The following is a 25,053-nucleotide window of genomic DNA, read 5'->3' as shown; positions in this document are numbered from 1 at the left end:
ATGGAGAAGTCCGGACCAACTGAAAAGGTGGTGGCGGGCGGCGCGAGCACGTATAGGGACGGTCTTGTCCACGCGGAACTGCGGAGCCTGGAAAAAGGGCGCCGCACCGGCGTGCTGCGCGTGGGCGACGACGGCGCCTTCCACGTCGCCGAGGGCAGGGTCACCTTCGCCGAGAGCGGCGCGACCCCCGGGCCCGAGCGGCTCCTGGGCGCCTTCCGTCCCGGCGGGAGCGTCTCAGGCCGGGACGGCGCGGACGCGCTGAGCGCCGCCCAGCGGGAGCTGCTGTCCCTGCTGGTGACGTTCGACGCCGCGTACTTCCTGCTCGCCTCCCCGGCCGCCCCGGAGTTCACCGAGGGCGTGCCGGACCGGCTCGACCCGGCCTGCCGGATCACCCCCGCGACGCTGGTGCACGAGTGCGAGCGCCGTGCCGCGGAACTCGACGCCCGGTGGCCCTCCGCGGACCTGGACGACGCCCCCGTCGTCCCGGTCAGGCGGGTCCGGCGGCAGCGGGTGATCCTGACCGGCCTGCAGGCCGAGGTCCTCCTCAACGCCGACGGGAGGCGCACCCCCGCCGACCTGGCGCACGACCTGGGGCACACGATGTTCGGGTGCCTGCTGGCGGTGCGCGGGCTGGCGGCGGCGGCCCTGGTCACACCGCCCCGCGGCCTGACCGGTGCCCTGCCCTCCAGGCGCCGTCCCGCGAAGGCCGCCACGGAGGCGCCGCCGGAGCGCCCCTCCGCGTCCCCGGACCAGTGGGAGCCGGTGGACCACGACGTGCTCGTCCGGCTCCACGCCGCGCTGCGGGATCTCGCGTGACCGCGTTCAAACGGCGTCTCGGATACCTGAAAGGAAGGTCCACGAAGGTGACGGTGTCCGATCCGGGCGGCGGCCGCCCGGCCCCCGAACCCGCCGTCCTGAGAGAACTCAGGATCCTGCGCGAGCGGTTCCCGCGGCTCGCCGGCAGCCTGGTCGCCTCGTCCGACGGCCTGCTCATCGCCCACGACCTGCCGCCCTCGATCGAGCCCGCCGGCATGGCGGCGCTCACCACCTCGGGGCTCGCGCTGTCGCACCGCATGGTCGAGGCCGCGCACGGCGGCGCCTTCAACGAGGTGGTCGTCAACGGCGTCAACGGCTACGTGGTCGTCTACTCGGCCGGCCCCACCGCCTCGCTCACGGTGCTCGCGGGGCCGGGCGTCAACGTCGGCCGCCTCCATCTGGAGTCGCGTCCCGTGGCGCGTGCGATCGCCGAGCACCTCACGAGTACATCGACCCGCTCCCCCACAGGAAGGTAGGCCAATGTCCACATTGGACCAGACACTGAACGACATGATGGCGATCGACGGATCCGTCGGCGCGGCCGTGGTCGACTACGGCAGCGGCATGGCGCTCGGGATGCTCGGCAGCTCCAGCGGGCTCGACCTCCAGGTCGCCGCGGCCGGCAACACCGAGGTCGTCCGTGCCAAGATGCGCACGATGGAACAGCTCGGCCTCAAGAGCGACATCGAGGACATCCTCATCACGCTGACGGACCAGTACCACATCATCCGCCCGATCAGGGGCCGGAAGGGCACGGGCCTGTTCCTCTACCTGGCACTCGACCGCACGCGGGCGAACCTCGCGCTGGCCCGGCACAAGCTGAAGGGCATCGAGGAGGACCTGGAGATCTGACCTCCCTCCGCAGCCGTGCTCCTCGCGGGCTCGTCGTGCCGGGGAAGGCACCACGAACCCGCGAGGAGTGCGGGGGCGGACCCGCGCACGGATGCGCGGGACGGCACGCCCTGTGAGCGTGCGATCGACCCCTCCGGGCGCACCGGACCGCCGGCCGGTACTGATGCCCGCCCCACCGCTGAACGGGAGGCGCGGCCCTTGGGGAGGCGCGGCCCTCGCCGCCGCCTCCGTCCCCGACGGCAGCCCCTCGCTCCCGTCGCCGTCCGCCCTGCCGGGCCTCCTGCCCCGGCCTCTCGCCGTCCCGGCGACAGGCCCCACCTCGCCGCCTCGGCATGATCGAACGCCTCCGCCGCGCCGCCCGCGGTGTTCGAGGGCCCTTTCGCGCCGCTCACGGTCCCCGCGGTTGACAGTTGATCTACCTATCTCCATATTGTGCTAGTTACCTAGATGAATGGAGTAGCGGTTGATCGAGTTCCATCTGGACGAGCGGTCCGGTGTCTCGCCGTACCTCCAGCTGGTCCGCCAGGTGCGGCAGGCCCTGCGGCTGGGCCTGCTACGCGAAGGCGACCAGCTCCCGACGGTCAAGGAGGTGGTCGCACGGCTGGCGATCAACCCCAACACCGTCCTCAAGGCCTACCGGGAGCTCGAACACGAGAGCCTGGTGGCCGCCCGCCCGGGGGTCGGGACGTTCGTGACCGCGACGCTGGCCGACGCCTCGCTGGCGGCGCACGAGCCGCTGCGCCAGGAACTGCGGCGCTGGCTGGCCAAGGCCCGCCGGGCCGGTCTCGACGACGAGAGCATCGAGGCCCTGTTCACGACGACCTTTCGGACCGCCGCACAGGAGGACATAGCGTGACCGCCGTCGTGCGAACCCGGAACCTTGGGAAGAAGTACGGCCCGCGCTGGGCGCTGACCGGCTGCACCCTGGACGTTCCCGCCGGTCACGTGGTGGGGCTGGTCGGCCCCAACGGGGCGGGGAAGACCACGTTGCTGAGCCTGATCGCGGGGCAGCTCACGCCGACCTCGGGCGACATCGAGGTGCTCGGCGAACGCCCCGGCGCCGGGCCAGCGCAGCTGGCCAGGGTCGGTTTCGTCGCGCAGGACACCCCCACCTACCCCGGGCTGACCGTCGCCGAGCACCTGAGGCTGGGCGCCCGGCTCAACCCGCGGTGGGACGACGCGCTGGCCCGGAACCGGATCGGGCGGCTCGGCCTCGATCCCGCCCGCAGGGCCGGGAAACTCTCAGGCGGTCAGCGCGCCCAGCTCGCCCTCACCCTGGGCATCGCCAAACGGCCCGAACTCCTGGTCCTGGACGAGCCGGTCGCCGCGCTCGACCCGCTCGCCCGCCGCGAGTTCCTGCAGGGCCTGATGGAGGCCGCCGCCGAGCACGAGTTCAGCGTGGTGCTGTCCTCCCACCTGATGTCCGACCTGGAGCGGACCTGCGACCATCTGATCGTCCTGACGGCCTCGCGGGTCCGGGTGGCGGGCGAGGTCGACCGGCTGCTGGCCTCCCATCACCGGCTCACCGGCCCGCGCCGCGACCCCGGCCGGCTCCCGGCGGGGCAGCACGTCGTCTCCGCCGGCCACACCGACCGGCAGAGCACCTTCATCGTCCGCACCGACGACCCGATCCACGACCCCGCCTGGACCGTCAGCCGGCTCAGCCTGGAGGACCTCGTCCTGGCCTACATGAGCGAGCCCGCCGCCGCGGGCGGCCGGCCCGTCCTGGAGGTCCAGCGATGATCTGGCTGACCTGGCGCCAGTTCCGCGTCCCGGCGGCGGTGACGTTCGCCGCCCTGACGGTCCTGGCCGCCGTCCTGGCGGTCACCGGCCCGGACCTGGCCGAGGAGTACGCCTCCGGAGCCGCGGCCTGCGGCACGGCGGACGACTGCACGATGTTCGCCGTGCGGTTCTTCACCGAGCACCGGCTCGCCTACTTCGCCCTGCTCGCCGGCGTCCTGGGCTTTCCGGCCCTCATCGGCGCCTTCTGGGGAGCGCCCCTGGTCGCCCGCGAGCTCGAGGCCGGAACGCACCGGCTGGTGTGGGGCCAGAGCGTGACCCGTGCCCGCTGGCTGGCGGTCAAGCTCGGCCTCATCGGGCTGGTCTCCGTGACCGCGGCGGGCCTGGGGGCCCTGGCGGTGAGCTGGTGGTCGGTCCCGCTCGACAAGACCTCCGGCGGCGATCTGTCGAGGATGACGCCCCTGGTCTTCGACGGCCGCGGCATCGTCCCCATCGCCTACGCGGCGTTCGCCTTCGCCCTCGGCGTGACCGCCGGGATGCTGATCCGCCGCACGGTGCCCGCCATGGCACTCACCCTGGCGGTGTTCGTCGCCGTCCAGGTGGCCGTGCCCCAGCTCGTCCGGCCCCACCTCCTGCCGCCCACCCGTACCACCACCACGATCACCTCGGCCAACCTCGAGGCCCTCGTGGCGGAAGAACTCGACAGCCCGGTCCGGGTACGGGTGAAGGTGCCCGACGTCGGTGCCTGGGTCCTGGCCAACGAGACCATCGACGCTTCCGGACGCACCGTCGACGCCCTCCCCTTCACCTTGACCTCGCCCCCCTGCGGATCCCCCCGGAACGGCGTTCCGGCACGGAGTCTCGGGCCCGAAGAGTGCATCGCCGCGATCAACCGGCTCGGGTACGAGCAGCGGCTCGTCTATCAGCCCGCCGACCGCTTCTGGGCCCTCCAGGGGGTCGAGTCCGGGCTCTACGCGCTCGTCACCCTCGGCCTCGTGGGGTTCTGCTTCTGGTGGATCCGCCGGCGTCTCTGCTGACCGGTCGGTAATGGATGGAGGAGGACGACATGACACAGCCGAACATCGAAAGTCCGAACCAATTATTCTGGCGTATGCCACCGGTCCGGCTCCACCATGCGCTCCCGTCCTCCAGGCAAGGCTCGAATTCGGCTCGGCGCTCGTGGTGATCAGGGATGGGGTAACGACTGTCCGAATGCCTGCGCCGGTCAGGGGCCGTCTTCTGGGGCTGGGAGATAGGCGCGGAAGTGCTCGGCGACGATGTCGGCAACGGCGTCGGCGTCGCGGGTCCCGTCGACTTCGATCACGCGGATGCCGAGGCGCCGGGCGGAGCGGACGGCGTCGTCGGCGACGAGGCGGTCTCGTTCGAGCCGGTTGCGTTGGGCCCGGGCGGGATCGCCGACGCCGTGTCCGACGGTGGCGGCTCGGGTGAGTTCGCGCAGTTGCCGGTCGCGGAACGCGTCGGTGGGCACCATGACGGCCATCCGGCGGGGCGAGTCGATGATCGGCGCGACCAGCTCCGGGCGCAGCCCCCAGCCTTCGGCGATGATGGGGCGCCCGGCGACCAGGGCGCGCAGGTCGTCCAGGGCCCATTCGAAGCGGACCGGGAAGCCGGCGAGTGTTTCGGCGGCCATGTCCTGTGGGGTGGTGTTCACCCAGGTGGTGTCGGGGTCCGGTGCGGCGGGCGGACGGCCGAGTTCGATCCGGCGGGCGATCCGGCGGTCGTTGTGGCCGCGGGCGTCGTGGTAGTCGTAGTTGTAGGCGGTCAGCCCGTATCGGCAGGCCAGCAGCCGCGCCACGGTGGTCTTGCCGGCCCATTGCCCGCCGCCGATCCACAGGACCCGGCGAAGCGTGCCGAAGGGATCCCAGACCTTGCTGTCGGTATTGCGCTTGGTCACGGGTCTCCTTTTCGGGTGCGGCCGATGCCCGCAGCGTAGTCGTCCAGTCACCGGCGGAGGCTCGCCGCTATCCCAGCCAGGCCCCGTCGCGCATGATGACTCTGCCGCGTAGTTCCGGCTCGCCGCGCCAAGCCCGCACAGTTCTCGGCACCACGCGCACGTACAGAAAGGATTCTTCCTCCGAACGCGGGTCCCACCCGAACTTGCCGGCGAAGGCCTCCGCCGCGTCTCCGGGCACATCCTGGTCCAGAAAGCACTCCGCCTCGCCCTGGAGAAGCACCACGTCGAAGGTGTCCGGCAGCGCCAGGCGCACGCGCGGCTCCTCGCGGACGTTCCGAGCAGTCGCGGAAGTGGCACCGGTGCACATCCACACCGCTCGCCCGTCCCACAAGAACCACAGCGGCACCTGGTGCGGGCCGTGATCAGGATGTGCCGTCGACACCCATACATCCCGCTCGGTAGCGAGCCGTTCCAGAGTGTCGTGCCTACGCTCCGCCGCCTGGCGGCGAGCAGTCCCCGAGGTCTGCATGAGTGCCGACCTTAGCCAGCAGACTCAAGGCGCGCATGAGGTGAGAGGGCATGCGGCTAATGAAGGTGTTCCATGGCGGCGAAGATCGCAACGCGCTCGTCCACTACCGCGCCCTGGGAGAGGTGGACGGCGTCGAGATCCGGCTCCATGACACCGTGCTCTACAACTCGATTTAGCGGGCCGACGAGCAGCTCGCTCAGTTGCTAGTTGCTCAGTGCCTACTCGGGCTGTGCGAGCGCCTCGTCCCACACATCGCCTCCGTCTGCCCAGGTCCACAGCCACTGACGCAGGGACGGCGCCGCATAGCGCAGGCCGTCGTGAGGATCCTGGCCCCGCTCTGGTTCCCAGCCATCGGCGTCCCAGAGCAGCACCGGGTGATCGACCGCTATCAGCGAGATGTACCACTCCATGGTGCAGCCACCCCCCGTCAGGAAGAGCCACGAGGCCGGCGGCTCCCACCCTGCCCGCTGGGCATGGATGGTGGTTGCGCAAGGCCAGTCCGGCACGTACCAGTGCGGAATGTGGCGCGGCGTCAGCGATGCGAGGCCGCCTTCCGGCCCGAACCCGCCATCACCGATCTCGGTATAGATGCGTCGGAGTAACTGGGGCAGCCGATACCCGAGATGCTGTTCTGCGCGCTCTACTTCGGCGATCGTGAGGGGAGGAAAAGGCTTGTCCGGGAGGAGGCCACGGGCGGGGATCACGCCCCCTGCTCCCCACGCAAGAGAGTGCAGCCTCTCGAGAAGCATGTCATCGTCCGAAGCGGTGCGGTGGGGGGCATCGGTCACGAACTGGAACTGTAGTGTCCCGGCCTGTCAGGTTCACGCCACTTCGCCAACGGTGGTGCGGGTTGCTTCCGCCGGCTCACGTCCAGGATCACCATGGACGCGGGCTGGGGCCACGGGAGCCAGAACGGGGAGCCAACGAGGCTCGATCCGCTCCGACTCACCGCGACTCATCCGGACGTTTCTGCTGGTGAGAGGGCTCCTGGGCGACTGCCTCAGACCTCGTCCGACCCGGTGAGAGGGCATGCGGCTAATGAAGGTTTAACCCCTGGGGCGCTCGAATGACCTTCGCTGGGGGTGCGTGGCCCCTGGCGGAGAGGACGTCATGGGGACTCGTGTGTGGGGCCTGGGTCTTGCGGTTCCGCTGGTGCTGGGGCTCGCGGCCTGCGGGGGAGACGACGGCGGGACGGGCGTGGCCAGTGCCGGGGGGACGGTGGCGAAGGCGTCCGCTTCGCCTACGCGGTCGCTCAGTCCTGAGGACGCGCAGCTGAAGTTCGCCCAGTGCATGCGGCAGAACGGGATCGACATGCCCGATCCTCAGGCGGGCGGCGGGAACTTCCGGATGGAGCTCAGGAAGAACGGCAACCGGGAGAAGCTGCAGGCGGCGATGGAGAAGTGCCGTCCGTTCCTGGAGGCGAGCGGGAAGCTGCCCGAGTTCAGGGACCCGAAGTTCCGGGACCAGATGGTCAAGTTCGCGCAGTGCGCGAGGAAGAACGGGATCGACATCCCCGACCCCAGCGGGGAGGGGCTCCAGGGCTTCTTCAAGGAGGTCGACCGGGCGGACCTCCGGAAGGCGCGCGAGGTCTGCGGGCACCTGTTGCCGGGACGGCAGAAGTGAGGCGGGTGCTCGCCGTGGGCGCGGCCGTCACGGTGGCCGCGGGCGGGGCCGCGTTCGCCCTGGGCGGGGACGGGGGAGAGGCCGAGGCGAAGGGGGGCGAGGCCAAGCTGACCACGGCGTCCATCGTCAAGGGGGACCTCGTGGACACCGAGAAGGTCGACGGCACGCTGACCTATGACGGGGAGCGGTCGGTGTGGGCCGCGGCGTCGGGGGTCGTCACGTGGGCGCCGGCGGAGGGGGCCTCGATCGGACGGGGCGAGCCCCTGGTACGCGTTCAGGGAAAGCCCGTGACCCTCATGTACGGGGGCACGCCCATCTACCGGACCCTCAAGCAGGGGGTCTCCGACGGGGCGGACGTCAGGCGGCTGGAGAGCAATCTGAAGGCTCTCGGCTACGGGAGTGACATGACGGTGGACAAGGAGTTCACCGGCGCCACGGACGCGGCAGTACGGGAGTGGCAGGACGACCGGGGCCTTCCGGAGACGGGGGCCGTGGACGCGAGCCAGGTCGTGTTCCTGCCCCACGCCGTTCGGGTGAAGGAGGTCAAGGCGCCGGAGGGCAAGCGGATCGCCCCCGGGCAGCCGGTGCTCACGGTGGCCGGCACGCGGCGGGTCGTCCATGTCGACCTGGACGCCGACAAGCAGGAGATGGCCGTCAAGGGCGCGAAGGTGTCGGTCGAGCTGCCCGGCGGAACGGTCGTCCCGGGACGGATCGCCTCGGTGGGGGCGGTGGCGAAGACCACGGGGACCGACCAGAACCAGAAGACCACCGTGGACGTCACGATCACGCTGGAGAAGGCCGGCGCCGGACGGCTCGACCAGGCGCCCGTCACCGTCGAGCTGGAGAGCGAACGGCGCGAGGACGTGCTGGCGGTGCCGATCGAGGCGCTGCTGGCACTGCGCGAGGGCGGCTTCGGGGTCGAGGTCGTGGAGGGCACGGCCCGGCGGATCGTCCCGGTCACCACCGGCGCCTTCGGCGGTGGCCGGGTCGAGATCGGCGGGGCCGGGCTGGCCGCGGGGATGAAGGTCGGGGTGCCGTCCGGTGAGTGAGCCCATCGTGGAGCTGCGCGGGGTCGCCAAGCGGTACCCGGGCGGCGTGGAGGCGCTGCGGGGCGTCGACCTGGTGATCGGACGGGGCGAGATGACCGCGATCGTGGGGCCGTCGGGGTCGGGCAAGTCGACGCTGCTGCACATGATCGGGACTCTGGACCGGCCCAGCGAGGGCACCGTCCGCATCGCCGGGTACGAGGTCGCGGCACTGTCGGACCGGGAGCTGTCGGCGTTGCGGGCCCGGCATATCGGGTTCGTCTTCCAGCAGTTCCACCTGGCGGCCGGCGTCAGCGCCCTCGACAACGTCGCGGACGGGATCCTCTACGGCGGGGCGGGGCTGCGGGAACGCCGGGAGCGGGCGCGCGCCGCGCTCGAACGGGTGGGGCTGGGCCACCGGACCGGTCACCGGCCCCACCAGATGTCGGGCGGCGAGCAGCAGCGGGTCGCGGTGGCGCGCGCCGTCGTCGGCGAGCCCGGCCTGCTGCTGGCCGACGAGCCCACCGGGAACCTCGACTCGGCCGCGGGCGCGGAGGTCCTCGAACTGCTGGACGGCCTGCACGGCGCGGGCACCACCGTCGCGATCATCACCCATGACCGGGACGTCGCCGCGCGGGCACCGCGCCGGGTCCGGGTCCGGGACGGGGCGATCGTGGCCGACGAGCACGCGGGGGCCCGATGAGCGCCGCCCTGACGCCCGCGCGGCTGAGCGGGCGGGACGTGCTGCGGGTCGGGCTGAGCGGGCTGCGGTCCCGGCCGACCCGGGTGGTGCTGTCGGCGCTGGGCATCGCGATCGGCATCGCGACCATGGTCGCCGTGATCGGGATCTCCTCCTCCAGCAAGGAGGACCTGCTGCGGCGGCTCGACCGGCTGGGCACCAACCTGCTCACCGCCGAGCCCGGCGACACCCTGTTCGGGCAGGAGGCCCGGCTGCCGGAGGCGGCGCCGTCGATGGTCGCCCGGATCGGCCCGGTGACCGCGGTGGGCGCCACCGGCGCGGTCACCGCGACGGTACGGCGCACCGACCGGATCCCCGAGGAGGTCACCCACGGGATCGGGGTCCAGGCGGCGTCGGACGGCCTCCTGCGCACCCTGGACGTGAAGGTGCGCCGGGGCGTCTGGCTGAACGCCGGGACCGCCCGCTACCCGGGGGTGGTCCTGGGATCGGAGGCGGCGCGGCGGCTGGGGGCCGACCGGGTGGGCGGCGCCGTGTGGATCGGCGGCCGCTGGTTCACCGTGCTCGGCGTCCTGGAGCCCGCCGGGCTGGCGCCCGAGGTGGACCGGTCGGCGCTGGTCGGGTGGGACGCGGCCAAGCGGTACCTGGGGTTCGACGGCCATCCGACGAGGATCTACGAGCGTTCGGCCGACGCGGCGGTGGAGGACGTGCGGGCGGTGCTGGCCCGTACCGTCAACCCCGAGAACCCCGAGGAGGTCGAGGTCAGCAGGCCGTCGGACGCGCTGGCGGCCAAGGCCGCGGCGGCGGGGGCGTTCACCAACCTGCTGCTGGGGCTGGGCGCGGTGGCGCTGCTGGTCGGCGGGGTCGGCGTGGCCAACACGATGGTGATCTCCGTGCTGGAGCGGCGCCGCGAGATCGGCCTGCGGCGGTCGCTGGGGGCCACCCGGGGACAGGTGCGGGTGCAGTTCCTGGCCGAGTCGCTGCTGCTGTCGGCGCTGGGCGGGGTGGTCGGCGTCGTCCTCGGGACGGCCGTCACCGTGGCGTTCGCGCTCTACCGCGGCTGGCCGCCGGTGGTCCCGCTCTGGGCCCTCGCCGGAGCCCTCGGCGCGACGCTGGCGATCGGCACGGTCGCGGGGCTGTACCCGGCGATGCGGGCGGCGCGGCTGTCGCCGACCATGGCTCTGGCCACGGTCTGAGGAACCGGTGCATGATGGGGACGGTCGACGACGCCCTTCCCGGGAGGTTCCCGCCGTCATGCCGGTCCCACGCCCCCTGCGCGAGCGATGCCGCGAGTTCCTGGGCATCGAGGGCGAGATCCGCTACATCTTCCCCGCGATGAACCACGGGGGCGGTTCCGGTTTCATCTTCGTGGTGACCGACGAGCAGATCGCGGTGATCGCCACCGGGTCGCTCAGCGGATCCAAGCCCAGGAGCGTCTGGGGGAGCTACCCGCGCAGCACGCGGATCGGCCCGGTGCGGACGGGGGACGGGGCCTCGTTCGAGTTCGCGGGGGCCTTCTTCGAGCTGGACGACGAGTACGTCCCGGTCCTCAACGCCGCCGACACCGAGATCTTCGACCGCGACAGCCTGCCCCGCGACCCGCTCCCCGACCTCTGAGCCCGGCTCACGGGCCGGGGAGCGGGCCGGAATAGGCGGGGGCGTCCGGCGGTTGGGCCCGACATGATGGAGCAGCGCTACGAGACCTACGAGAGGGCCCGCCTGTTCTTCGAGCTGCGCGACCCGGCAGAAGCGGCGCGGATCCTGGAGCCCCTGGCCGAGGAGCAGCCCGGCAACCGCACCGTGATCGAGCTGCTCGGCCGCGCCTACTTCCACTCCGCCCAGCTGTCGCGCGCGGAGGAGACCTTCCGCCGCCTGGTGGACCTGGACCCCTGCAACGCGTGGGCGCACGAGGTGCTCGCCCGGACGCTCGAACGCCAGAGCCGTCCCGGCGAGGCCGAGCCCTTCCGCAAGCTGGCCCTGGCCATGGGCGGCAAGACCGCCTACTGAGCCGCGCCCGATATCGACGCGCCGGTGCCCCAGGACCACGTCCTGGGGCACCGTGTCGCGCGATCTCAGAGTTCGCCCTTGCTCTCCAGCCTGAGGAGCGCCTTCGCCAGGGGCTTGGCGACGAGGTTCACCTGCCACGCGCGGGCGCCGAGGGCGCGCAGGGCCGCGCCGACGGCCGCGGGCGTGGTCTCCTCCGGCGGCGACCAGGCCAGCCGGCGGACGTAGTCCGGCTGCACGAGGTTCTCGGCGGGCATGGTGTGCTCGTCGGCCAGCGCCGAGACCACGGCGCGGGCCGCGGTGAGCCGCCTGGCGGCGGCGGGGTCGCGTTCGGCCCAGCGGTGCGGGGGCGGCGGGCCGTCACCGGGCAGGTTGGCCTCCGGCAGCGCCTTGTCGGGCAGCCCGCGGGCCCGGGAGACCGCGCGCAGCCAGGCCGACTGGTGGCGGCGGGCGCCGCGGTTGCGCAGGGTCGGCAGGGCCAGCAGCTCGGCCTGGGTCTTGGGGGCCTTCAGGGCCAGCTCGACGATGGCCGCGTCCTGCAGCACCCGCCCGGGTGACACATCGCGTTCCTGGGCGATCCGGTCGCGGGCCTCCCACACCTCGCGGACCACCGCCAGCGCGCGCCGGTTGCGCACGCGGTGGATGCCGGACGTACGGCGCCACGGGTCGGGCCGGGGCGTCCGGGGAGGCGTGGCCAGGATCGCCGCGAACTCCTCCAGCGCCCAGTCGAGCTTGCCCGCGGCGGTCAGCCGTTCGACCAGCGCGTCCCGCAGCTCCACTAGCAGCTCCACGTCCAGCGCCGCGTACCGCAGCCAGTCGTCCGGAAGCGGCCGGGTGGACCAGTCGGCCGCCGAGTGGCCCTTCTCCAGCACGAACCCGAGGACGTTCTCGGCCATGGAGCCCAGGCCCACCCGCGGATAGCCGAGCAGCCGCCCGGCCAGCTCGGTGTCGAACAGCCGCCGCGGCACGAGGCCGACCTCGGCCAGGCACGGAAGGTCCTGGTTGGCCGCGTGCAGGACCATCTCGGCGTCGGCCAGCGCCGCGTCCAGGGCGGACAGGTCGGGGCAGGCGATCGGGTCGATCAACGCGGTGCCCGCCCCGGCGCGGCGCAGCTGGATCAGGTACGCGCGCTGCCCGTACCGGTAGCCGGAGGCCCGTTCGGCGTCCACCGCGACCGGGCCGGTGCCCGCCGCGAAGGCCGCGATGACACGTTCCAAACCGGGGGCGTCGGCGACCACGGGCGGGACGCCCTCGCGCGGTTCGAGCAGGGGCAGGGCCGCCGTGCCGGCCGGCTCCGCCGCGACCCCGGGCACCGGGCCGGTGGGACCGGTGACGGCGGACTCGGCGATGCCGGGACCGGCGCCGGGGCCGTGACGAGGGGTGTCCGGCCTGGCGGAACCGCGGGCCGCGGTCGTGCCGGACGGCCCCGTGCCGGACGGCCCCGTGGTGGAGGGCCCCGTGCCGGGCGCGGCGGGGCCGGGTGACGCGCCGGGCCCGGCGGGTTCCGCCGGCGCGGTGGCCTGGTCGGTCGTGGTGGACTCCTCGGACGCTGATTCGGGCCGGACGGCCTGCGGACCGGGCGCCTGGGCGCCTCCGCCCGCCGCCTCGGTCTCGGACGCTGTGCTTCCCACGTCCCCTACCGTACGTCGCTCAGCCGGTGCCGCCGCGTGGGCGGTCCGGCAGCGAGCCGACCCCGGCGGGCGGCAGGCCCGCCGTGATGCACATCACCTCGCACCAGGCGAGCACGTGGCCTGCCAGGTCCTCGCCGGTGGGCGACCAGGACGCGCGCAGCTCCAGCTCGGTGGTGGAGGGCTCGCCGCTCTTGTCGCCGAAGCTCTCCGACACCGCGCGGGTGACCGTGCCGGACTCGCCGGCGTACCCGACCGGCTCCAGGGCCTCCAGCAGCCAGCTCCACGCCACCGAGCCGATCAGCTCGTCGGCGGCGATCTCCGGCTCCAGGTCGGCCCGGATGTAGGCCACGATCCGGAAGCCGCCGGTCCAGCCGCTGCGGCCCTCCGGGTCGTACAGGACGATGAGGCGGCCCATCGCGACCTCGGTGTCGTCGTCGCGGTAGACGTTGCCCGAGAGCGCGGCGGCGTACGGCGCCAGCCGCTGCGGGGCGGGCATCTCCTCTAGGTCCAGCTCGGGCCGCAGGGGCGGCCCTTCGAGGATGCCGTGCAGCGTCTCGACGGCTCTGCGGAACGGCTCCGGCGGGACGGTCATGGCGCGGCCGGCCGGTGTGCCGGCGGTGGACGCCGCCGGACGGTGCGCGCGGGCCGGAGCCGGGCCCGGGGACGCCGGGACGGGGCCGGTGTGGACGGCGCCGGGATGAACGGGGCCGGGAAGAACGGGGCCCGGGTGGACGGCGGCGTCGGCCGGCCCGCCGGGGGGCCCGCCGCCGGGGGGCCCGGTGGCGACGGGCGCGCCGGTGACGGGCGCGCTGGTGACGGGCGAGGTGGGAGGGGAGAGAGGCACAGCACAGGTGGTTTCGTTTCGGGAGCCGGGCCGGTCAGGCCACGGCCCGCTGGGACGAGGTCCGGTCGGGGACGGACGGGTCGGAGGCCGCGGCGCGCGCGGAGGGCGCGGGGCGGCCGGCGGCGGGATCCCGGACCGCGGGACCCCGGACGGTGCCTCCGGCCTCGACGGGCGGCGGGAATCCGACCAGGACGGCCGTGCCGCACGCGGTGCAGGCCCGTTCGGGGCAGTCGGCGCCGTGCCCGTCCCGGCACGGCGGCTGCTCGAAATCGCGCTCGTCGCCGCAGGTGGAACAGTACAAGGGGGACCTCCCTCGGCTATGACACGGATCACGTTCGCACGAGCCGGTGACAGAATGCGGGACTTCGCTCGGCGTGTCCGGAACTTCGACGGCGGCCGGGCGGCCGCGACCCCCACCTTGGGCGTGTCTCGAAGTGGCCTCAGCCATCGCGCGAGCGCGTTGGCTGCCCGGTGGGGCGATGCCGGAGGCGAGCGTCGCCGGGCGGATCGCGAAGCGATGTCGCGCTCGCCAAGGCCCGGTCAGGTGCGAGCCGCCAGGCGAGCGCCGTGGGCCGGGACTTCGAGACAGAGCCTCGGTGCGGGACCGGGATGAGGGCATGGGACGATCGGAGGGTGCCTTTCGACGCTGACGTTCCGCAGGATCCCGCCGCACTCGGGCAGAGCCCCTTCCTGAAGGCGTGCCGCCGCGAGCCCGTGCCGCATACGCCGGTGTGGTTCATGCGCCAGGCCGGCCGGTCGCTGCCGGAGTACCTGAAGGCCCGCGAGGGCGTGGCGATGCTGGAGGCGTGCGCGCGGCCGGACCTGATCGTGGAGATCACGATGCAGCCGGTCCGGCGGTACTCGGTGGACGCGGCGATCTTCTTCAGCGACATCATGGTGCCCCTCCGGGCGATCGGCGTCGACCTGGACATCAAGCCGGGCGTCGGGCCGGTGATCGCCGACCCGATCCGCGACCGTTCGGGAGCCGCGCGGCTGCGCCCGCTCACCCCCGACGACGTCCCGTACGTCACCGAGGCGGTCGGCGGGCTGGTGGGCGAGCTGGGCGACACCCCGCTCATCGGGTTCGCGGGCGCGCCGTTCACCCTGGCCTCCTACCTGATCGAGGGCGGCCCCTCCAAGAACCACGACCGCACCAAGGCCCTGATGTACGGCGAGCCCGGGCTGTGGGCCGAGCTGATGGACCGGCTCGCCGACATCACGATCGCCTTCCTCAAGGTGCAGGTGGCGGCCGGGGCGAGCGCGGTCCAGCTGTTCGACTCCTGGGTCGGCGCGGTCGCCCCGGAGGACTACCGCGCCTCGGTGCTGCCGTTCACCGGCCGGATCTTCGCGGAGATCGAGGCGCTGGGCGTGCCCCGGATCCACTTCGGCGTCGGCACCGGCGAGCTGCTCGGCCTGATGGGCGGGGCGGGCGCCGACGTCGTGGGCGTCGACTGGCGGGTGCCGCTGGACGAGGCCGCCCGCCGGGTCGGGCCCGGCAAGGCGCTGCAGGGCAACCTCGACCCGGCGCTCCTGTTCGCGCCCTGGGAGGTCGTGGAGCGACGGGCCCGGGACGTGCTGGAGCGGGGCCGGGCCGCCGAGGGGCACGTCTTCAACCTCGGTCACGGCGTGCTCCCCACCACCGATCCGGAGAAGCTGGCCCGCCTCGCGGACTTCGTCCACGAGGCGAGCGCGCGCTGACGTTCCACGCCGCGGGGCGTGGTGCCGGGCATGCCCCGCGCATGCCCGGCGCAGGTTCGGCGGCCATGCCGGTGCGTACGGCACCGGCCTCACTCCGGCGGCTTGGGCGCGTCGGGGCGTGAGGCGGCGGGGACGGGAGCCTCGCCCGGCCCTTGGGACGGCGGCCCGCCAGGGCCCGCACCGGGGTCGGGGCCGAGGTCAGAGCCCGAGCCGGGAGCCGGGCCGGAGCCGGGAGCCGGGCCCGAGCCTGGCGCCGGGCCGGAGCCGGGAGCCGGGCGGTCCGGCCCCGTCGCGGGCGGGGCCTGCGGACGGCGGGCGCGGCGGCGCCGCACGACCACCAGGACAGGTCCGCCGATCAGCGCGGCCAGGGCCAGGAACGGCAGCAGCCAGCCCAGGACCAGCGCCACCCCGGACACGAAGGCGGTGAAGTCGTCCCAGCCTTTCTGGAGGCCGTCGACGAAGCCGCCCCGGGGCTCCTCCTCCGGTTCGCCCTTCACCGGTCCCGACAGCGTGACCGTCACCGTGGCGTACCGGGTGCTCTGCTGGAGCGCCTTCTGCCGCGCCTGGAGGGCCTCCAGGTCGGCCTGCCGCCGGGCGATCTCGTCCTCCACGTTGATGACCTCCCCGACCGTGCGGGCCCGGTCGAGCAGCTTGCGGAACGAGACCAGCGCGGCCTGCGCCGACCGCACCCTGCTGTCGACGTCGGCCACCTCCCGGGTGACGTCCTCGGCCTCCTGGCGCAGCGAGAGCTTCGTGCCCAGCTGCGTGGTGAGCCCGTCCAGCACCGAGGTGTAGCGCTCGGAGGGGATCTTCAGGGCCAGCGTCGCCCTGGCCGGGTCGGTGGACGACGACTCGTTCTCGATGTACCCGCCGGCCGAGGTGGTCAGCTGCTTGGCCCGGGTGGCGGCACGGTCCACGTCGGACGCCCGGACCCGCAGCCACGCGGTGTAGGCCACGGACTTGCCGGCGGGGCGCCCCTCCTGGACGGAGGTCGGGTTCCGCGCGCCGCCCGGCCCCGAGCCCGAGCCTGAGCCCGAGCCCCCGCGGGTGGCGGCGCGGTCTCCGGAGGAGTCGCCCGCGGCGCCCTCGGGCGCGCCCGGCGCGGCCGGTGCGGGCCGGCGCGCGTCGCCGGAGGTGGCGTTGTCGTCACCGTTCCCGCCACAGGCGGCCAGAGTGGCGGCCAGCAGCAGGGTGATGAGCACGCACGTGGCGTGTCTGACGCTTCGTACGATCCGCATGGCCGTTCGACGGTGTGTTCCAGGTCACCGTTCCGGTGGCCTGATCGCGATCAGGCCACGATGAGGCCGCGCTCCGATCACGGCCGGCCGGTGCGCGCGCTCGACGCGGCCGTGCCGGCGTGGTGAAGGGCGCGGTGAACGGGGGGTGTTTACCGGTGGACGAGGGATATCTGGAATCGTGGACGCCATGAGCACCTCCCATGTCGTGGTCGTCGGAGCGGGCATCGCGGGACTGGCGGCGGCGCGCCTGCTCGCGCGCGGCGGCGCCCGGGTGACCGTCCTGGAGGGCTCCCCGCGGATCGGCGGCAAGCTCCAGGTGAGCGAGGTCGGCGGGCTGCCGGTGGACGAGGGCGCGGAGGCGATGCTGGCCCGCCGCCCGGAGGGCCTGGACCTCGTGCGCGACCTCGGCCACGCCGGCGCGCTGGTGCACCCCGGGACGACCTCCTCGGCGATCTTCAGCCATGGGGCGCTGCGCAGGCTGCCCCAGGGCCAGGTCATGGGCATACCGTCCGACCTGCGCGCGCTGGCGGCCTCCCACGTGCTGTCCCCGGCCGGGCTGGCCCGGGTGCCCCTCGACCTCGTCCTGCCGGAGACGCCGCGCGGCGGTGACGTGTCGGTGGCCGACTTCATCGGCGCCCGGATGGGCCGCGAGGTGGTGGACCGGCTGGTCGAGCCGCTGCTGGGCGGGGTGTACGCGGGCCGCGTCGAGGAGCTGTCCCTGGAGGCGACGATGCCGTCGGTGGCCGCCGCCGCCCGTTCGCACCGTTCCCTCATCGCCGCCGTCCGCGGCATCCGGGCGGCCGGGCCCGCGCCCGCCGCCGCCGGGCCGGTGTTCGCCACGCTGCCCGGCGGCCTGGGCACGCTTCCGCACCTGGTGGCCGAGGACGTCACCGCCGCCGGAGGGACGATCCGCACCGGCACGATGGTCCGCGAGCTGCGGCGGCGTCCCGACGGCTGGCGGCTGACCCTGGGGCCCGCGCGGGCCCCCGAGGCGCTCGACGCGGACGCCGTGGTGGTGGCCGTGCCCGCCGCCCCCGCCGCCCGCCTGCTGGCCGCCGACGTCCCCGCCGCCGCGCGCGAGCTGGAGCGCATCGACTACGCGAGCATGGCCCTGATCACCCTCGTCTACGCGGCGAGCGCGTTCCCGCGGCTCCCGCGCGGCAGCGGGTACCTCGTCCCGGCGGTCGAGCGGCGCGAGGTGAAGGCCGTCACGTTCAGCTCCGTCAAATGGCCCCACCTGCGCGACCGCGACCCGGGCGTCATCGCCGTGCGGTGCTCCATCGGCCGGTACGGCGAGGAGCACACCCTGCAGCGGAGCGACGACGACCTCAAGGCAGCCGCGATGACGGAGCTGGCCGCGACGTGCGGCGTCTCGGAGCTGCCCCTCGAAAGCCGGGTGACCCGCTGGGGCGGCGGGCTGCCCCAGTACAACGTGGGTCACGTCGACCGGGTGGCGCGCATCCGGGCCGCCGTGACGCGGCAGCCGGGCCTGGCGGTGGCGGGCGCGGCGTACGACGGGCTGGGGATCCCGGCCTGCATCGCCGGCGCGCGCGCCGCGGCGACCCGGATGCTGGAGTTCGTGAACGGTCGGGGAGAATCGAGTCATGGCAGCGACGGACAAGGCGAGCAAGCCGAAAGCACGCGATCTTAACCAGGTGATCCGCTACACGATGTGGTCGGTGTTCCGGGTCAAGGATCCGGGCCGGATCGGGGAGCGGGACGCCGGAGAGGTGCAGGACCTTCTCGACCAGGTCGCGCGGAAGGACGTGGTCACGCGCGGCCTGTACGACGTCTCCGGCCTGCGGGCCGACGCCGACTACATGTTCTGGTGGCACGCGCCCACCTCCGAGGACCTCCAGGAGGTCTACTCCCGGTTCCGCCGGACGGCCCTGGGCCGGGCCAGCGAGCCCGTGTGGTCGCAGATGGCGCTGCACCGGCCCGCGGAGTTCAACAAGAGCCACATCCCGGCCTTCCTCGCCGACGAGGAGCCCCGGGCGCACGTGTGCGTGTACCCGTTCGTGCGGTCGTACGAGTGGTACCTGCTGCCGGACGAGGAGCGCCGGGGGATGCTCGCCGAGCACGGCAAGATGGCGCGGGGCTTCCCGGACGTGCGGGCCAACACGGTGCCCTCGTTCGCCCTGGGCGACTACGAGTGGATCCTGGCGTTCGAGGCCGACGAGCTGCACCGCATCGTGGACCTCATGCGGCATCTGCGGGGCTCCACGGCCCGCCGCCACGTGCGCGAGGAGATCCCCTTCTACACCGGTCGCCGCAAGCCGGTCGCGGAGCTCGTCGCGAGCCTTCCGTAGGTCACGGCGAGCCCGGGCCCCCGATTCACCGGCCGGCGGGCACGGAAGGTCGCCGGATGGCGGCCTCCGGGGCGCCGAAGGCAAGTAAGGTTCTGGCCGTGACCAAAGCTCCCCCCAGGCACAGCCGTGGAAGGCACGCCAAGCCGCCGTCCGAGTTCAGCGTCCGGTGGAACCGGCTGATCAAGGGATCGCTCGGGGGACCGCGCCGGCGCAGGCTGGCCGTGGCCGGTGCCGGCACGGCCTCGCTGGCGCTGCTGGCGGCGACGGCGGTGGCGGGCTTCTCGGCGGCCGGTGCGGACCGGTCGCCTCAGGCCGCCGTCGCCGCGCAGAAGGCCAGGCCCTCCGCCGCGGCCTCGCCGGAGCCGAGCCCCGGGGCCGCCGCGGAAGGCGGTGACGGGGGCGGCGCCGACGGCGACGAGACGGCCGACGTGCTGCCCTACCTCCAGACCAAGGACCCGGAGAAGAAGGTCTCCAAGTACGTCAAGGACGTCCAGCGCACCGGCGACTTCCTGCGGGTCTACACCGACCTCAAGGAGGGCGACGAGAACTCCGAGCCCGCCGTCTCCCTCTGCGAGTGGACGACCGAGTACCTGCGCGGCGGCGGCGCGAAGCCGCGCGTCTTCATCCACGGCACGAGCAAGGGTAACGGCAGCGTCGTCCTGGCCAACAAGCAGAGCGACAAGGACGACTGCGAGGTCGGCGAGACCCGCTGAACCCCGCCGAACCCCCGTACCCGCCGTACCTGCCGTACCCGCCGTACCTGCCGTACCCGCCGTACCTGCCGTACCCGCTGAACCTGCCGTACCCGCTCGACCGGCCGAAAGCGCTCGACCGGCGAGGCGGTGCTACCCGGCCGGCTCCAGGGTGAGGGAGATCGAGTTGATGCAGAAGCGCTGGTCGGTCGGGGTGTCGTAGCCCTCGCCCTCGAAGACGTGGCCCAGGTGCGAGTCGCAGGTCGCGCACCTGACCTCGGTACGGACCATGCCGAGCGAACGGTCCTCGATGAGGACGACCGCGTCCGATCCGGACGGTTCGTAGAAGGACGGCCATCCGCAGTGCGACTCGAACTTGGTCTCCGAGCGGAACAGCTCGGTGCCGCAGGCGCGGCACCGGTACACCCCGACGGTCTTGCTGTCGGTGTACTCACCCGTGAAGGGCCGCTCGGTGCCGGCCTCGCGGAGCACGTGGTACTCGGCCGGGCTGAGCTGGGCCCGCCACTCGTCCTCGCTCTTGTGGATCTTCGCCATGCTCTCGACGGTACCTCGCCGGCGACACGGCCGGACCGGCCCGGGGCGTCCCGCCGATCCTGTCCGACCCGTGGGTTACCGTGCGCTTATGGCCTCACCGTTCATCGAGATCCCGGTCGGGGATCGGCTCGTCAAGGTCACCAATCCCGACAAGGTGTACTTCCCCCAGCACGGCTACACCAAGCGGCAGCTGGTGGAGTACTACATCGCGGTGGGAGAGGGCATCCTGCGCGCCACCCGCGACCGCCCCACCACCCTGGAGCGGTGGCCCGGCGGGGTCTTCGAGGGGGCCCGGCTGGCCACCCGCGACAACCCGCGCGGCGCCGACGCCTTCTACCAGAAGCGCATCCCCAAGAGCGCGCCCGACTGGGTGCCCTCCGCCCGGATCGACTTCCCCAGCGGCCGGTCCGCCGACGAGGTCTGCCCGTCGGAGGTCGCCGTGATCGCCTGGGCGGCCAACCTCGGCACGCTCACCTTCCACCCCTGGCCGGTCCGGGCCGGGGACGTCGACCATCCCGACGAGCTGCGCATCGATCTCGACCCGCAGCCCGGCACCGATTTCCGTGACGCGGTACGGGTCGCGCTGGGGCCCGCCCGCGACCTGCTGGGCGAGCTGGGCTACACCGGCTACGTCAAGACGTCCGGCAAGGGCGGCGTGCACATCTACGTGCGGATCGAGCCGCGCTGGACCTTCACCGAGGTGCGCCGGTCGGCGCTGGCCTTCGGGCGCGAGATCGAGCGTCGCGTCCCCGACCAGGTGACGACCAAGTGGTGGAAGGAGGAGCGCGGTGAGCAGATCTTCGTGGACTTCAACCAGAACGCCCGCGACCGGACGATCGCCTCGGCCTACAGCGTCCGGCCCGCCCCGCACGCGCCCGTCTCCGCCCCGGTGACCTGGGAGGAGCTGCCGGACGTCGCGCCGGAGGACTTCACGATCGTCACCATGCCCGAGCGGTTCGCCAAGGTCGGCGACCCGCACGCCGCCATCGACGACCGGGCGTTCTCGCTGGAGCCGCTGCTGGAGATGGCCGAGCGCGACGAGAACGACCATGGCCTGGGCGACATGCCGTATCCGCCCAACTATCCGAAGATGCCCGGCGAGCCCAAGCGCGTTCAGCCCAGCAAGGACCGCGACTCCGGTTCCTGACGCGCTCCGGACGTGCTCCGGACGCGGTCCTGACGTGCCCCGGACGCGGCGAGCCGCCGGTCGCGCGGACCGGCGGCTCGCCCTCGGGTCAGGCCGGGCCGTACGGCCCGCGTCCCCGGATGCGGATCAGTACAGGTCGCGCGGCTGCCTGGGCAGGACGACCTCGCGCGGTCCGCGCCAGGCGTCCCGCGTCTTCGGCGCCACCAGGGCGGAGGCGTCCGCGCCGCCGGCGACGACCGGGACGCTGACCGAGCTGCCCGCCAGGTCGACGGTCACCTGGGCGCCGGTGGGCGTCTCGGTGGTGTAGTCGGCGTCGGTGCCGGCCACGATCAGCGCGAGCCGGTGCCCCTTCTTGAGCACGTACTCCTGGCTGAGGGTCTGCCAGCGCACGTCGTAGTACCTGCCCGGGGTGAGCGGCGTCGGGGAGCTGAGCGAGGCGCGGTTCTGCGCGTCGAGCCAGCCCCGGCCCACCACGTTGACGTCGGAGGTGACCGTCCTGGTGCGGGTCTGCTTGTAGCAGGCGTCGTCGGCCGCGGTGCTCTCGCCGTGGCAGCTCTCGGTGGTCAGCGTCTCGATGCCCTCGCCCCTGCCGAGGTAGTCCACGCGGGTGTCGGTGCCGTAGTCCACCAGCAGGGCGGTGAGGTTGGCGGTCGGCTTGTCCAGCTTGACCTTCAACCGGGCCGCGGGCGTCCCGGAGATGCGCGCGGCGGCCGGGAGCGGCGCCGACACGTAGGCGAGGCGGTACGGCCTGGCCGCGGTCGGGTCGGAGACCAGCTCGCCCTCGCTGTGGCCGGAGCCCTGCGGGCCGGGCGCGTCGGTGTAGGTCGCGGTCGTGCCCTTGGCGGCGGGCGCGGTGCCGAGCGAGCCGTCCGCGCCGGGACGCAGCGTCAGCGCGCGGGCGCCGGGGGACGGCCAGTCGGCCTGGGTGATCCACTGGTCGGGCCCGACCTCGATGTCGGCGCGCGGCCCGTCGAGCACACCGTTCCTGATCTTGTGCAGCTCGTGGTCGAACCACTGGTGCAGGGTCGCCACCCACTGGTCGCGGCGGGTGTCGAACGGGTCGACGTGGCCGCGCTGCGACAGCCACACCTTGCGCGTCACGCCCCGCTCGGCCAGGCCCTTCCACCAGGCGGAGAAGTGGTTGGTCTTCACGTTGAGGTCGTTGACGCCGTGGAAGGCGAAGACGCTGGCGCGGACGTTCCCGACGTCGCCGACCGTTCCGCGCCGGTAGTTCGACTCCGACCAGTAGGCGTTGTAGTTACCGGTCGCGTCGTCCTCGCCGGCGTCGAGCTCGGCGCGGACGGCGGCGCACTTGGCGGGCGGGTCGGTGTCGACGTAGTCGGCCAGCCAGGGCTGCTCGTCGGTCCAGTACTTCACGCCGTTCATCCGGCTGTAGTCGTACCAGCTGCTGATCGCCGAGATCGGGACGATGGTCTCCAGGCCCTTGACCCCGGTGGCGGCGACGCCGTTGGCGAGCGTGCCGTCGTAGGACTTGCCGATCATGCCGGTCCGGCCGGTGCTCCAGTCGGCCCGCACCGGGCTGCCGTCGGGCCGGTAGGCCTTGGCGCGTCCGTTCAGCCAGTCCACGACCGCCTTGGCGCCCAGCACGTCGGGCGCGCCGCCGCTGGTGGGGCAGCCGTCGGACTTGGTGGTGCCGATCATGTCGACGGCCAGGAAGGCGTAGCCGCGCGGCACGAAGTAGTTGTCGTAGTAGAGCGGGAACTTCACCGGGTTCCCGGCCGCGTCGTAGACCTTGCGCTCGCCCTCGTTGCCGCGCCCGGAGTTGTCGTAGTACGGGCTGGCGTCCATGATGACCGGGACCTTCAGCCCGCGGCCGGACTCCTTGGGGCGGACGATGTCGACGTTGACCCGGTCGGGCCTGCCGTCGCGGTCGCTGTCGATGGGCGACTCCACGTACACGTGCTCGCGGATCGCGTCCTGGTAGGAGAAGACCGGCTGGGTCACGCCGTTCTTCACCACGATCTTCGGCACCGCGAGCCGCGCCTCGGCGACGCCGCCAGCGCCGATGACCGTGGCGGCGGTCAGTGCGGCGATCGTGGCGTGCCGCCGGGTTCGTCGCAGGGATCTCCTGGGCAACCCGCACCTCCGGGAACTAGTGATGATCTCTACGGAGGCACAGGTTCCTCGCCCGGCGGGCACAGGTAAAGATCGACACCGTAACGACTCAGGCCGCTTTCGGTCTCGCCCGCCCCTTGCGCCACGCCGTTCACGACACGTAAGGCGGGCGCCGGTCAGCGCGCGACGTCCATCTCCGGGAAGCGGGCCGAAGGGCCGTCGAGGAGGCGGTCGTCGCGCCCGCGCAGCCATCGGTCGAAGAACGAGGCGACGTAGGCGCGCTCGGCGGCGATCGCCCGCTCGGGCGGGATCGTCCCGATGACGCCGGCGAGACCGCCCTTCGGGATGGCGCCCCCGCGGGCCATCCCGGGGAGCAGCGCCGGGGCGTCGGTGTACGAGGCGTGCCGCGAGCCGCGCAGCGTTCCGTTGAACTTCCAGCCTCGGGTGTTGCGCCAGAACGCGGCCCAGGACGGGCGCCCCCGGTAGTCGCCCTCGGGGGCCGAGCCCAGGAGCATCAGCGGCCGGTCCAGCCCGTTCCTCGCCACCGGGCTCAGCTGGGAGCCGTTCGGCTCACCGGCGTAGTCCATCTGCCCGTCCATGTTGACGCCGGCGCGTATGCGGCGGTCGTCGTGCATCGCCTGGGCGGCGGTGAACCCTCCGGCCGAGTGGCCCGCCATGCCGACCCGGCGCGTGTCGAGCGCGGCGCCGAGCCCGCCGGGACGGCCGCGTCCCAGGCCCGGCAGCCGGTCGAGGACGAAGCGGGTGTCGGCGACGCGCGCGGCCATCACCTTCTTGAGCAGCGCGGTGACCTCCCCGGGAGTGGACGGCGGCCCGCCCTCCAGCAGGCGGCCGGTGGCCAGGCGCCCGCCGGGGAACTCCACCTCGGACGCCTCGTGGGTGTGGTCGATGGTCACGACGGCGTACCCGCGGCTCGCCAGGTCCTCGACCAGCGTCGTGTTGAACGTGCGCGGATCGGCGAGGCCGGAGGAGTAGAGCACCACGGGCAGCCGGCCCGCCCGGCGGTCGACGGGCGCGCCGGCCCGGGCGTGGGTCCGCGTGGCCGCCCAGTCCGCCTTGCCGGGCGGCATGCCGAGGTTCGTGGTGGCGGCGCCCTCGGCGGAGCCGAAATGCGCCGCGGCCTTGGCCGTCATGTGCGGCACGGCCGCGCCCGTGCCGCCCCCGCCGCCCGGCACGGCCGGGTACCACACGCTGATCATCAGCTCGCGTGCCCGTTCCGGTGCCCACGGGTCCCGGCGGGCCCGGTCGACCAGGTGGAACGCGGTGGTGCCGACGCGGAAGGCGCCGGTCGGGCGAGGGAGCCGCCCCCGCGCCTCCTGGAGGTCGCTCACCGCCCGCGCCCGCGCGGCCGGGCCGGTGGATTTGGCGGTGGCTCCGGCGGCGGGGCCGGTGGCGGGGCCGGTACAGCCGGCCAGCGTCACGCAGGCCAGTGCGGTGCCGATCAGGGGCGTGCCGATCAGGGGCGTGCCGGAGGGAAGGCGGAGATCGCGGCGGAGGCGGCGGGCGGCGGCCATCGGACCATCCAGAGGCTCGGGAGCAGGACTCCGTCCACTCTGGTCCCCGGACGGCCTGGTCCGCGTGATACCCGGGTACGGACACGCGGCCCGTACCCGGGTACGACGGCGGCCACCCCCCCAGGGCATG

28 protein-coding genes are annotated in these 25,053 nt (G+C 73.5%); 18 read left to right on the top strand and 10 right to left on the bottom strand.

The genetic code is table 11. The annotated features are described in order from the left end of the window. The 6 genes from IW256_RS25455 to IW256_RS25430 all read left to right on the top strand — a co-directional run bounded on the left by IW256_RS25455 (position 1) and on the right by IW256_RS25430 (position 4,445). Positions 1–816, top strand: coding sequence for a hypothetical protein (locus IW256_RS25455; protein WP_197013365.1), 816 nt, complete (start codon positions 1–3; stop codon positions 814–816). Positions 817–863: 47 nt separating this feature from the next. After that, positions 864–1,292: a roadblock/LC7 domain-containing protein gene (locus tag IW256_RS25450; protein WP_307829063.1), complete on the top strand. Its 429-nt coding sequence runs from the start codon at positions 864–866 to the stop codon at positions 1,290–1,292. Between the two features lie 4 nt (positions 1,293–1,296). After that, a complete protein-coding gene (locus IW256_RS25445) occupies positions 1,297–1,668 on the top strand; it encodes a hypothetical protein (RefSeq protein WP_197013364.1) in 372 nt (123 codons plus the stop codon). A gap of 463 nt (positions 1,669–2,131) precedes the next feature. Continuing rightward, positions 2,132–2,524: a GntR family transcriptional regulator gene (locus IW256_RS25440; RefSeq protein ID WP_197013363.1), complete on the top strand. Its 393-nt coding sequence runs from the start codon at positions 2,132–2,134 to the stop codon at positions 2,522–2,524. Continuing rightward, positions 2,521–3,411 (top strand): ABC transporter ATP-binding protein, encoded by an 891-nt coding sequence (locus IW256_RS25435; protein ID WP_197013362.1) that lies wholly within the window; start codon positions 2,521–2,523, stop codon positions 3,409–3,411. The genes IW256_RS25440 and IW256_RS25435 overlap by 4 nt, the downstream gene beginning before the upstream one ends. Beyond that, positions 3,408–4,445, top strand: a complete 1,038-nt coding sequence (locus tag IW256_RS25430; protein ID WP_197013361.1) for an ABC-2 transporter permease — start codon at positions 3,408–3,410, stop codon at positions 4,443–4,445. Before IW256_RS25435 ends, IW256_RS25430 begins: the two co-directional genes overlap by 4 nt. Before the next feature lie 188 nt (positions 4,446–4,633). Here IW256_RS25430 and IW256_RS25425 read toward each other — a convergent pair whose 3' ends face one another. Beyond that, on the bottom strand, positions 4,634–5,323 hold the full coding sequence (locus IW256_RS25425) for a hypothetical protein (RefSeq protein ID WP_197013360.1): 690 nt from the start codon (positions 5,321–5,323) through the stop codon (positions 4,634–4,636). Positions 5,324–5,390: 67 nt separating this feature from the next. Continuing rightward, a complete protein-coding gene (locus IW256_RS42360; RefSeq protein ID WP_197013359.1) occupies positions 5,391–5,852 on the bottom strand; it encodes a pyridoxamine 5'-phosphate oxidase family protein in 462 nt (153 codons plus the stop codon). Positions 5,853–5,902: 50 nt separating this feature from the next. Between IW256_RS42360 and IW256_RS41460 the strand changes: the two genes are divergently transcribed. Next, a complete protein-coding gene (locus tag IW256_RS41460) occupies positions 5,903–6,028 on the top strand; it encodes a hypothetical protein (RefSeq protein ID WP_307829062.1) in 126 nt (41 codons plus the stop codon). A gap of 42 nt (positions 6,029–6,070) precedes the next feature. Here IW256_RS41460 and IW256_RS25415 read toward each other — a convergent pair whose 3' ends face one another. Further along, positions 6,071–6,640, bottom strand: a complete 570-nt coding sequence (locus tag IW256_RS25415; protein ID WP_197013358.1) for an SMI1/KNR4 family protein — start codon at positions 6,638–6,640, stop codon at positions 6,071–6,073. A gap of 322 nt (positions 6,641–6,962) precedes the next feature. On the opposite strand from IW256_RS25415, the gene IW256_RS25410 reads away from it, so the two are divergent. From IW256_RS25410 to IW256_RS25385, 6 genes are all read left to right on the top strand, one after another. Then, positions 6,963–7,475: a hypothetical protein gene (locus tag IW256_RS25410; RefSeq protein WP_197013357.1), complete on the top strand. Its 513-nt coding sequence runs from the start codon at positions 6,963–6,965 to the stop codon at positions 7,473–7,475. Continuing rightward, complete coding sequence (locus tag IW256_RS25405; RefSeq protein WP_307829061.1) at positions 7,472–8,524, top strand: peptidoglycan-binding protein; 1,053 nt, start codon at positions 7,472–7,474, stop codon at positions 8,522–8,524. Before IW256_RS25410 ends, IW256_RS25405 begins: the two co-directional genes overlap by 4 nt. After that, the gene (locus IW256_RS25400) at positions 8,517–9,203 is read left to right on the top strand and encodes an ABC transporter ATP-binding protein (protein ID WP_307829060.1); all 687 of its coding nucleotides are present in this window, start codon (positions 8,517–8,519) and stop codon (positions 9,201–9,203) included. The genes IW256_RS25405 and IW256_RS25400 overlap by 8 nt, the downstream gene beginning before the upstream one ends. After that, a complete protein-coding gene (locus IW256_RS25395) occupies positions 9,200–10,393 on the top strand; it encodes an ABC transporter permease (protein WP_197013356.1) in 1,194 nt (397 codons plus the stop codon). The genes IW256_RS25400 and IW256_RS25395 overlap by 4 nt, the downstream gene beginning before the upstream one ends. Positions 10,394–10,451: 58 nt before the next feature. Next, the gene (locus tag IW256_RS25390) at positions 10,452–10,814 is read left to right on the top strand and encodes a hypothetical protein (protein WP_197013355.1); all 363 of its coding nucleotides are present in this window, start codon (positions 10,452–10,454) and stop codon (positions 10,812–10,814) included. Positions 10,815–10,877: 63 nt separating this feature from the next. Next, complete coding sequence (locus IW256_RS25385; protein WP_197013354.1) at positions 10,878–11,204, top strand: tetratricopeptide repeat protein; 327 nt, start codon at positions 10,878–10,880, stop codon at positions 11,202–11,204. Between the two features lie 65 nt (positions 11,205–11,269). On the opposite strand, the gene IW256_RS25380 is transcribed toward IW256_RS25385, so the two are convergent. From IW256_RS25380 to IW256_RS25370, 3 genes are all read right to left on the bottom strand, one after another. Then, positions 11,270–12,514 carry an HRDC domain-containing protein gene (locus tag IW256_RS25380; RefSeq protein WP_307829402.1) on the bottom strand — a complete coding sequence of 415 codons (1,245 nt, stop codon included), beginning with the start codon at positions 12,512–12,514 and terminating at the stop codon, positions 11,270–11,272. Between the two features lie 337 nt (positions 12,515–12,851). Next, a complete protein-coding gene (locus IW256_RS25375; RefSeq protein ID WP_197016543.1) occupies positions 12,852–13,424 on the bottom strand; it encodes a DUF3000 domain-containing protein in 573 nt (190 codons plus the stop codon). Positions 13,425–13,710: 286 nt separating this feature from the next. After that, positions 13,711–13,977, bottom strand: a complete 267-nt coding sequence (locus IW256_RS25370; RefSeq protein ID WP_197013353.1) for a hypothetical protein — start codon at positions 13,975–13,977, stop codon at positions 13,711–13,713. 332 nt (positions 13,978–14,309) lie between these two features. Between IW256_RS25370 and hemE the strand changes: the two genes are divergently transcribed. Next, positions 14,310–15,374: a uroporphyrinogen decarboxylase gene (hemE, locus tag IW256_RS25365; RefSeq protein ID WP_307829059.1), complete on the top strand. Its 1,065-nt coding sequence runs from the start codon at positions 14,310–14,312 to the stop codon at positions 15,372–15,374. An 89-nt stretch (positions 15,375–15,463) separates the two neighbouring features. Here the strand turns inward: hemE and IW256_RS25360 are convergent, their stop codons facing one another. Further along, the gene (locus tag IW256_RS25360) at positions 15,464–16,576 is read right to left on the bottom strand and encodes a DUF4349 domain-containing protein (RefSeq protein ID WP_197013351.1); all 1,113 of its coding nucleotides are present in this window, start codon (positions 16,574–16,576) and stop codon (positions 15,464–15,466) included. Positions 16,577–16,778: 202 nt separating this feature from the next. On the opposite strand from IW256_RS25360, the gene hemG reads away from it, so the two are divergent. The 3 genes from hemG (at position 16,779) to IW256_RS25345 (ending at position 19,634) form a co-directional block, all read left to right on the top strand. Beyond that, positions 16,779–18,263: a protoporphyrinogen oxidase gene (gene hemG, locus IW256_RS25355; protein ID WP_475652141.1), complete on the top strand. Its 1,485-nt coding sequence runs from the start codon at positions 16,779–16,781 to the stop codon at positions 18,261–18,263. Then, on the top strand, positions 18,217–18,921 hold the full coding sequence (gene hemQ, locus IW256_RS25350; protein ID WP_197013349.1) for a hydrogen peroxide-dependent heme synthase: 705 nt from the start codon (positions 18,217–18,219) through the stop codon (positions 18,919–18,921). Before hemG ends, hemQ begins: the two co-directional genes overlap by 47 nt. 98 nt (positions 18,922–19,019) lie before the next feature. Then, positions 19,020–19,634 (top strand): hypothetical protein, encoded by a 615-nt coding sequence (locus tag IW256_RS25345; protein WP_197013348.1) that lies wholly within the window; start codon positions 19,020–19,022, stop codon positions 19,632–19,634. A 132-nt stretch (positions 19,635–19,766) separates the two neighbouring features. Here IW256_RS25345 and msrB read toward each other — a convergent pair whose 3' ends face one another. Next, entirely contained in the window at positions 19,767–20,168 is a 402-nt protein-coding gene (gene msrB / locus IW256_RS25340) for a peptide-methionine (R)-S-oxide reductase MsrB (protein ID WP_197013347.1), read from the bottom strand. A gap of 88 nt (positions 20,169–20,256) precedes the next feature. On the opposite strand from msrB, the gene IW256_RS25335 reads away from it, so the two are divergent. Next, complete coding sequence (locus IW256_RS25335) at positions 20,257–21,315, top strand: DNA polymerase domain-containing protein (protein ID WP_197013346.1); 1,059 nt, start codon at positions 20,257–20,259, stop codon at positions 21,313–21,315. 126 nt (positions 21,316–21,441) lie between these two features. On the opposite strand, the gene IW256_RS25330 is transcribed toward IW256_RS25335, so the two are convergent. Then, complete coding sequence (locus tag IW256_RS25330; RefSeq protein ID WP_231403919.1) at positions 21,442–23,412, bottom strand: Xaa-Pro dipeptidyl-peptidase; 1,971 nt, start codon at positions 23,410–23,412, stop codon at positions 21,442–21,444. A 155-nt stretch (positions 23,413–23,567) separates the two neighbouring features. Then, a complete protein-coding gene (locus tag IW256_RS25325) occupies positions 23,568–24,923 on the bottom strand; it encodes an alpha/beta hydrolase family protein (RefSeq protein ID WP_197013344.1) in 1,356 nt (451 codons plus the stop codon). Positions 24,924–25,053: the final 130 nt, after the last annotated feature.

Source organism: Actinomadura viridis (genome assembly GCF_015751755.1).
GTDB lineage: Bacteria > Actinomycetota > Actinomycetes > Streptosporangiales > Streptosporangiaceae > Spirillospora > Spirillospora viridis.
The sequence above is the reverse complement of the archived record's forward strand: the minus strand, read 5'-3'. Positions and strand labels throughout refer to the sequence as shown.

Coding starts and splice junctions, on each gene's coding strand:
- IW256_RS25410 (WP_197013357.1), top strand. CDS start 6,963: ATGGGGACTCGTGTGTGGGGCCTGGGTCTTGCGGTTCCGCTGGTGCTG.
- IW256_RS25385 (WP_197013354.1), top strand. CDS start 10,878: ATGATGGAGCAGCGCTACGAGACCTACGAGAGGGCCCGCCTGTTCTTC.
- IW256_RS25445 (WP_197013364.1), top strand. CDS start 1,297: ATGTCCACATTGGACCAGACACTGAACGACATGATGGCGATCGACGGA.
- IW256_RS25430 (WP_197013361.1), top strand. CDS start 3,408: ATGATCTGGCTGACCTGGCGCCAGTTCCGCGTCCCGGCGGCGGTGACG.
- IW256_RS25375 (WP_197016543.1), bottom strand. CDS start 13,424: ATGACCGTCCCGCCGGAGCCGTTCCGCAGAGCCGTCGAGACGCTGCAC.
- IW256_RS25455 (WP_197013365.1), top strand. CDS start 1: ATGGAGAAGTCCGGACCAACTGAAAAGGTGGTGGCGGGCGGCGCGAGC.
- IW256_RS25335 (WP_197013346.1), top strand. CDS start 20,257: ATGGCCTCACCGTTCATCGAGATCCCGGTCGGGGATCGGCTCGTCAAG.
- IW256_RS42360 (WP_197013359.1), bottom strand. CDS start 5,852: ATGCAGACCTCGGGGACTGCTCGCCGCCAGGCGGCGGAGCGTAGGCAC.
- IW256_RS41460 (WP_307829062.1), top strand. CDS start 5,903: ATGCGGCTAATGAAGGTGTTCCATGGCGGCGAAGATCGCAACGCGCTC.
- msrB (WP_197013347.1), bottom strand. CDS start 20,168: ATGGCGAAGATCCACAAGAGCGAGGACGAGTGGCGGGCCCAGCTCAGC.
- IW256_RS25395 (WP_197013356.1), top strand. CDS start 9,200: ATGAGCGCCGCCCTGACGCCCGCGCGGCTGAGCGGGCGGGACGTGCTG.
- IW256_RS25390 (WP_197013355.1), top strand. CDS start 10,452: ATGCCGGTCCCACGCCCCCTGCGCGAGCGATGCCGCGAGTTCCTGGGC.
- IW256_RS25325 (WP_197013344.1), bottom strand. CDS start 24,923: ATGGCCGCCGCCCGCCGCCTCCGCCGCGATCTCCGCCTTCCCTCCGGC.
- hemQ (WP_197013349.1), top strand. CDS start 18,217: ATGGCAGCGACGGACAAGGCGAGCAAGCCGAAAGCACGCGATCTTAAC.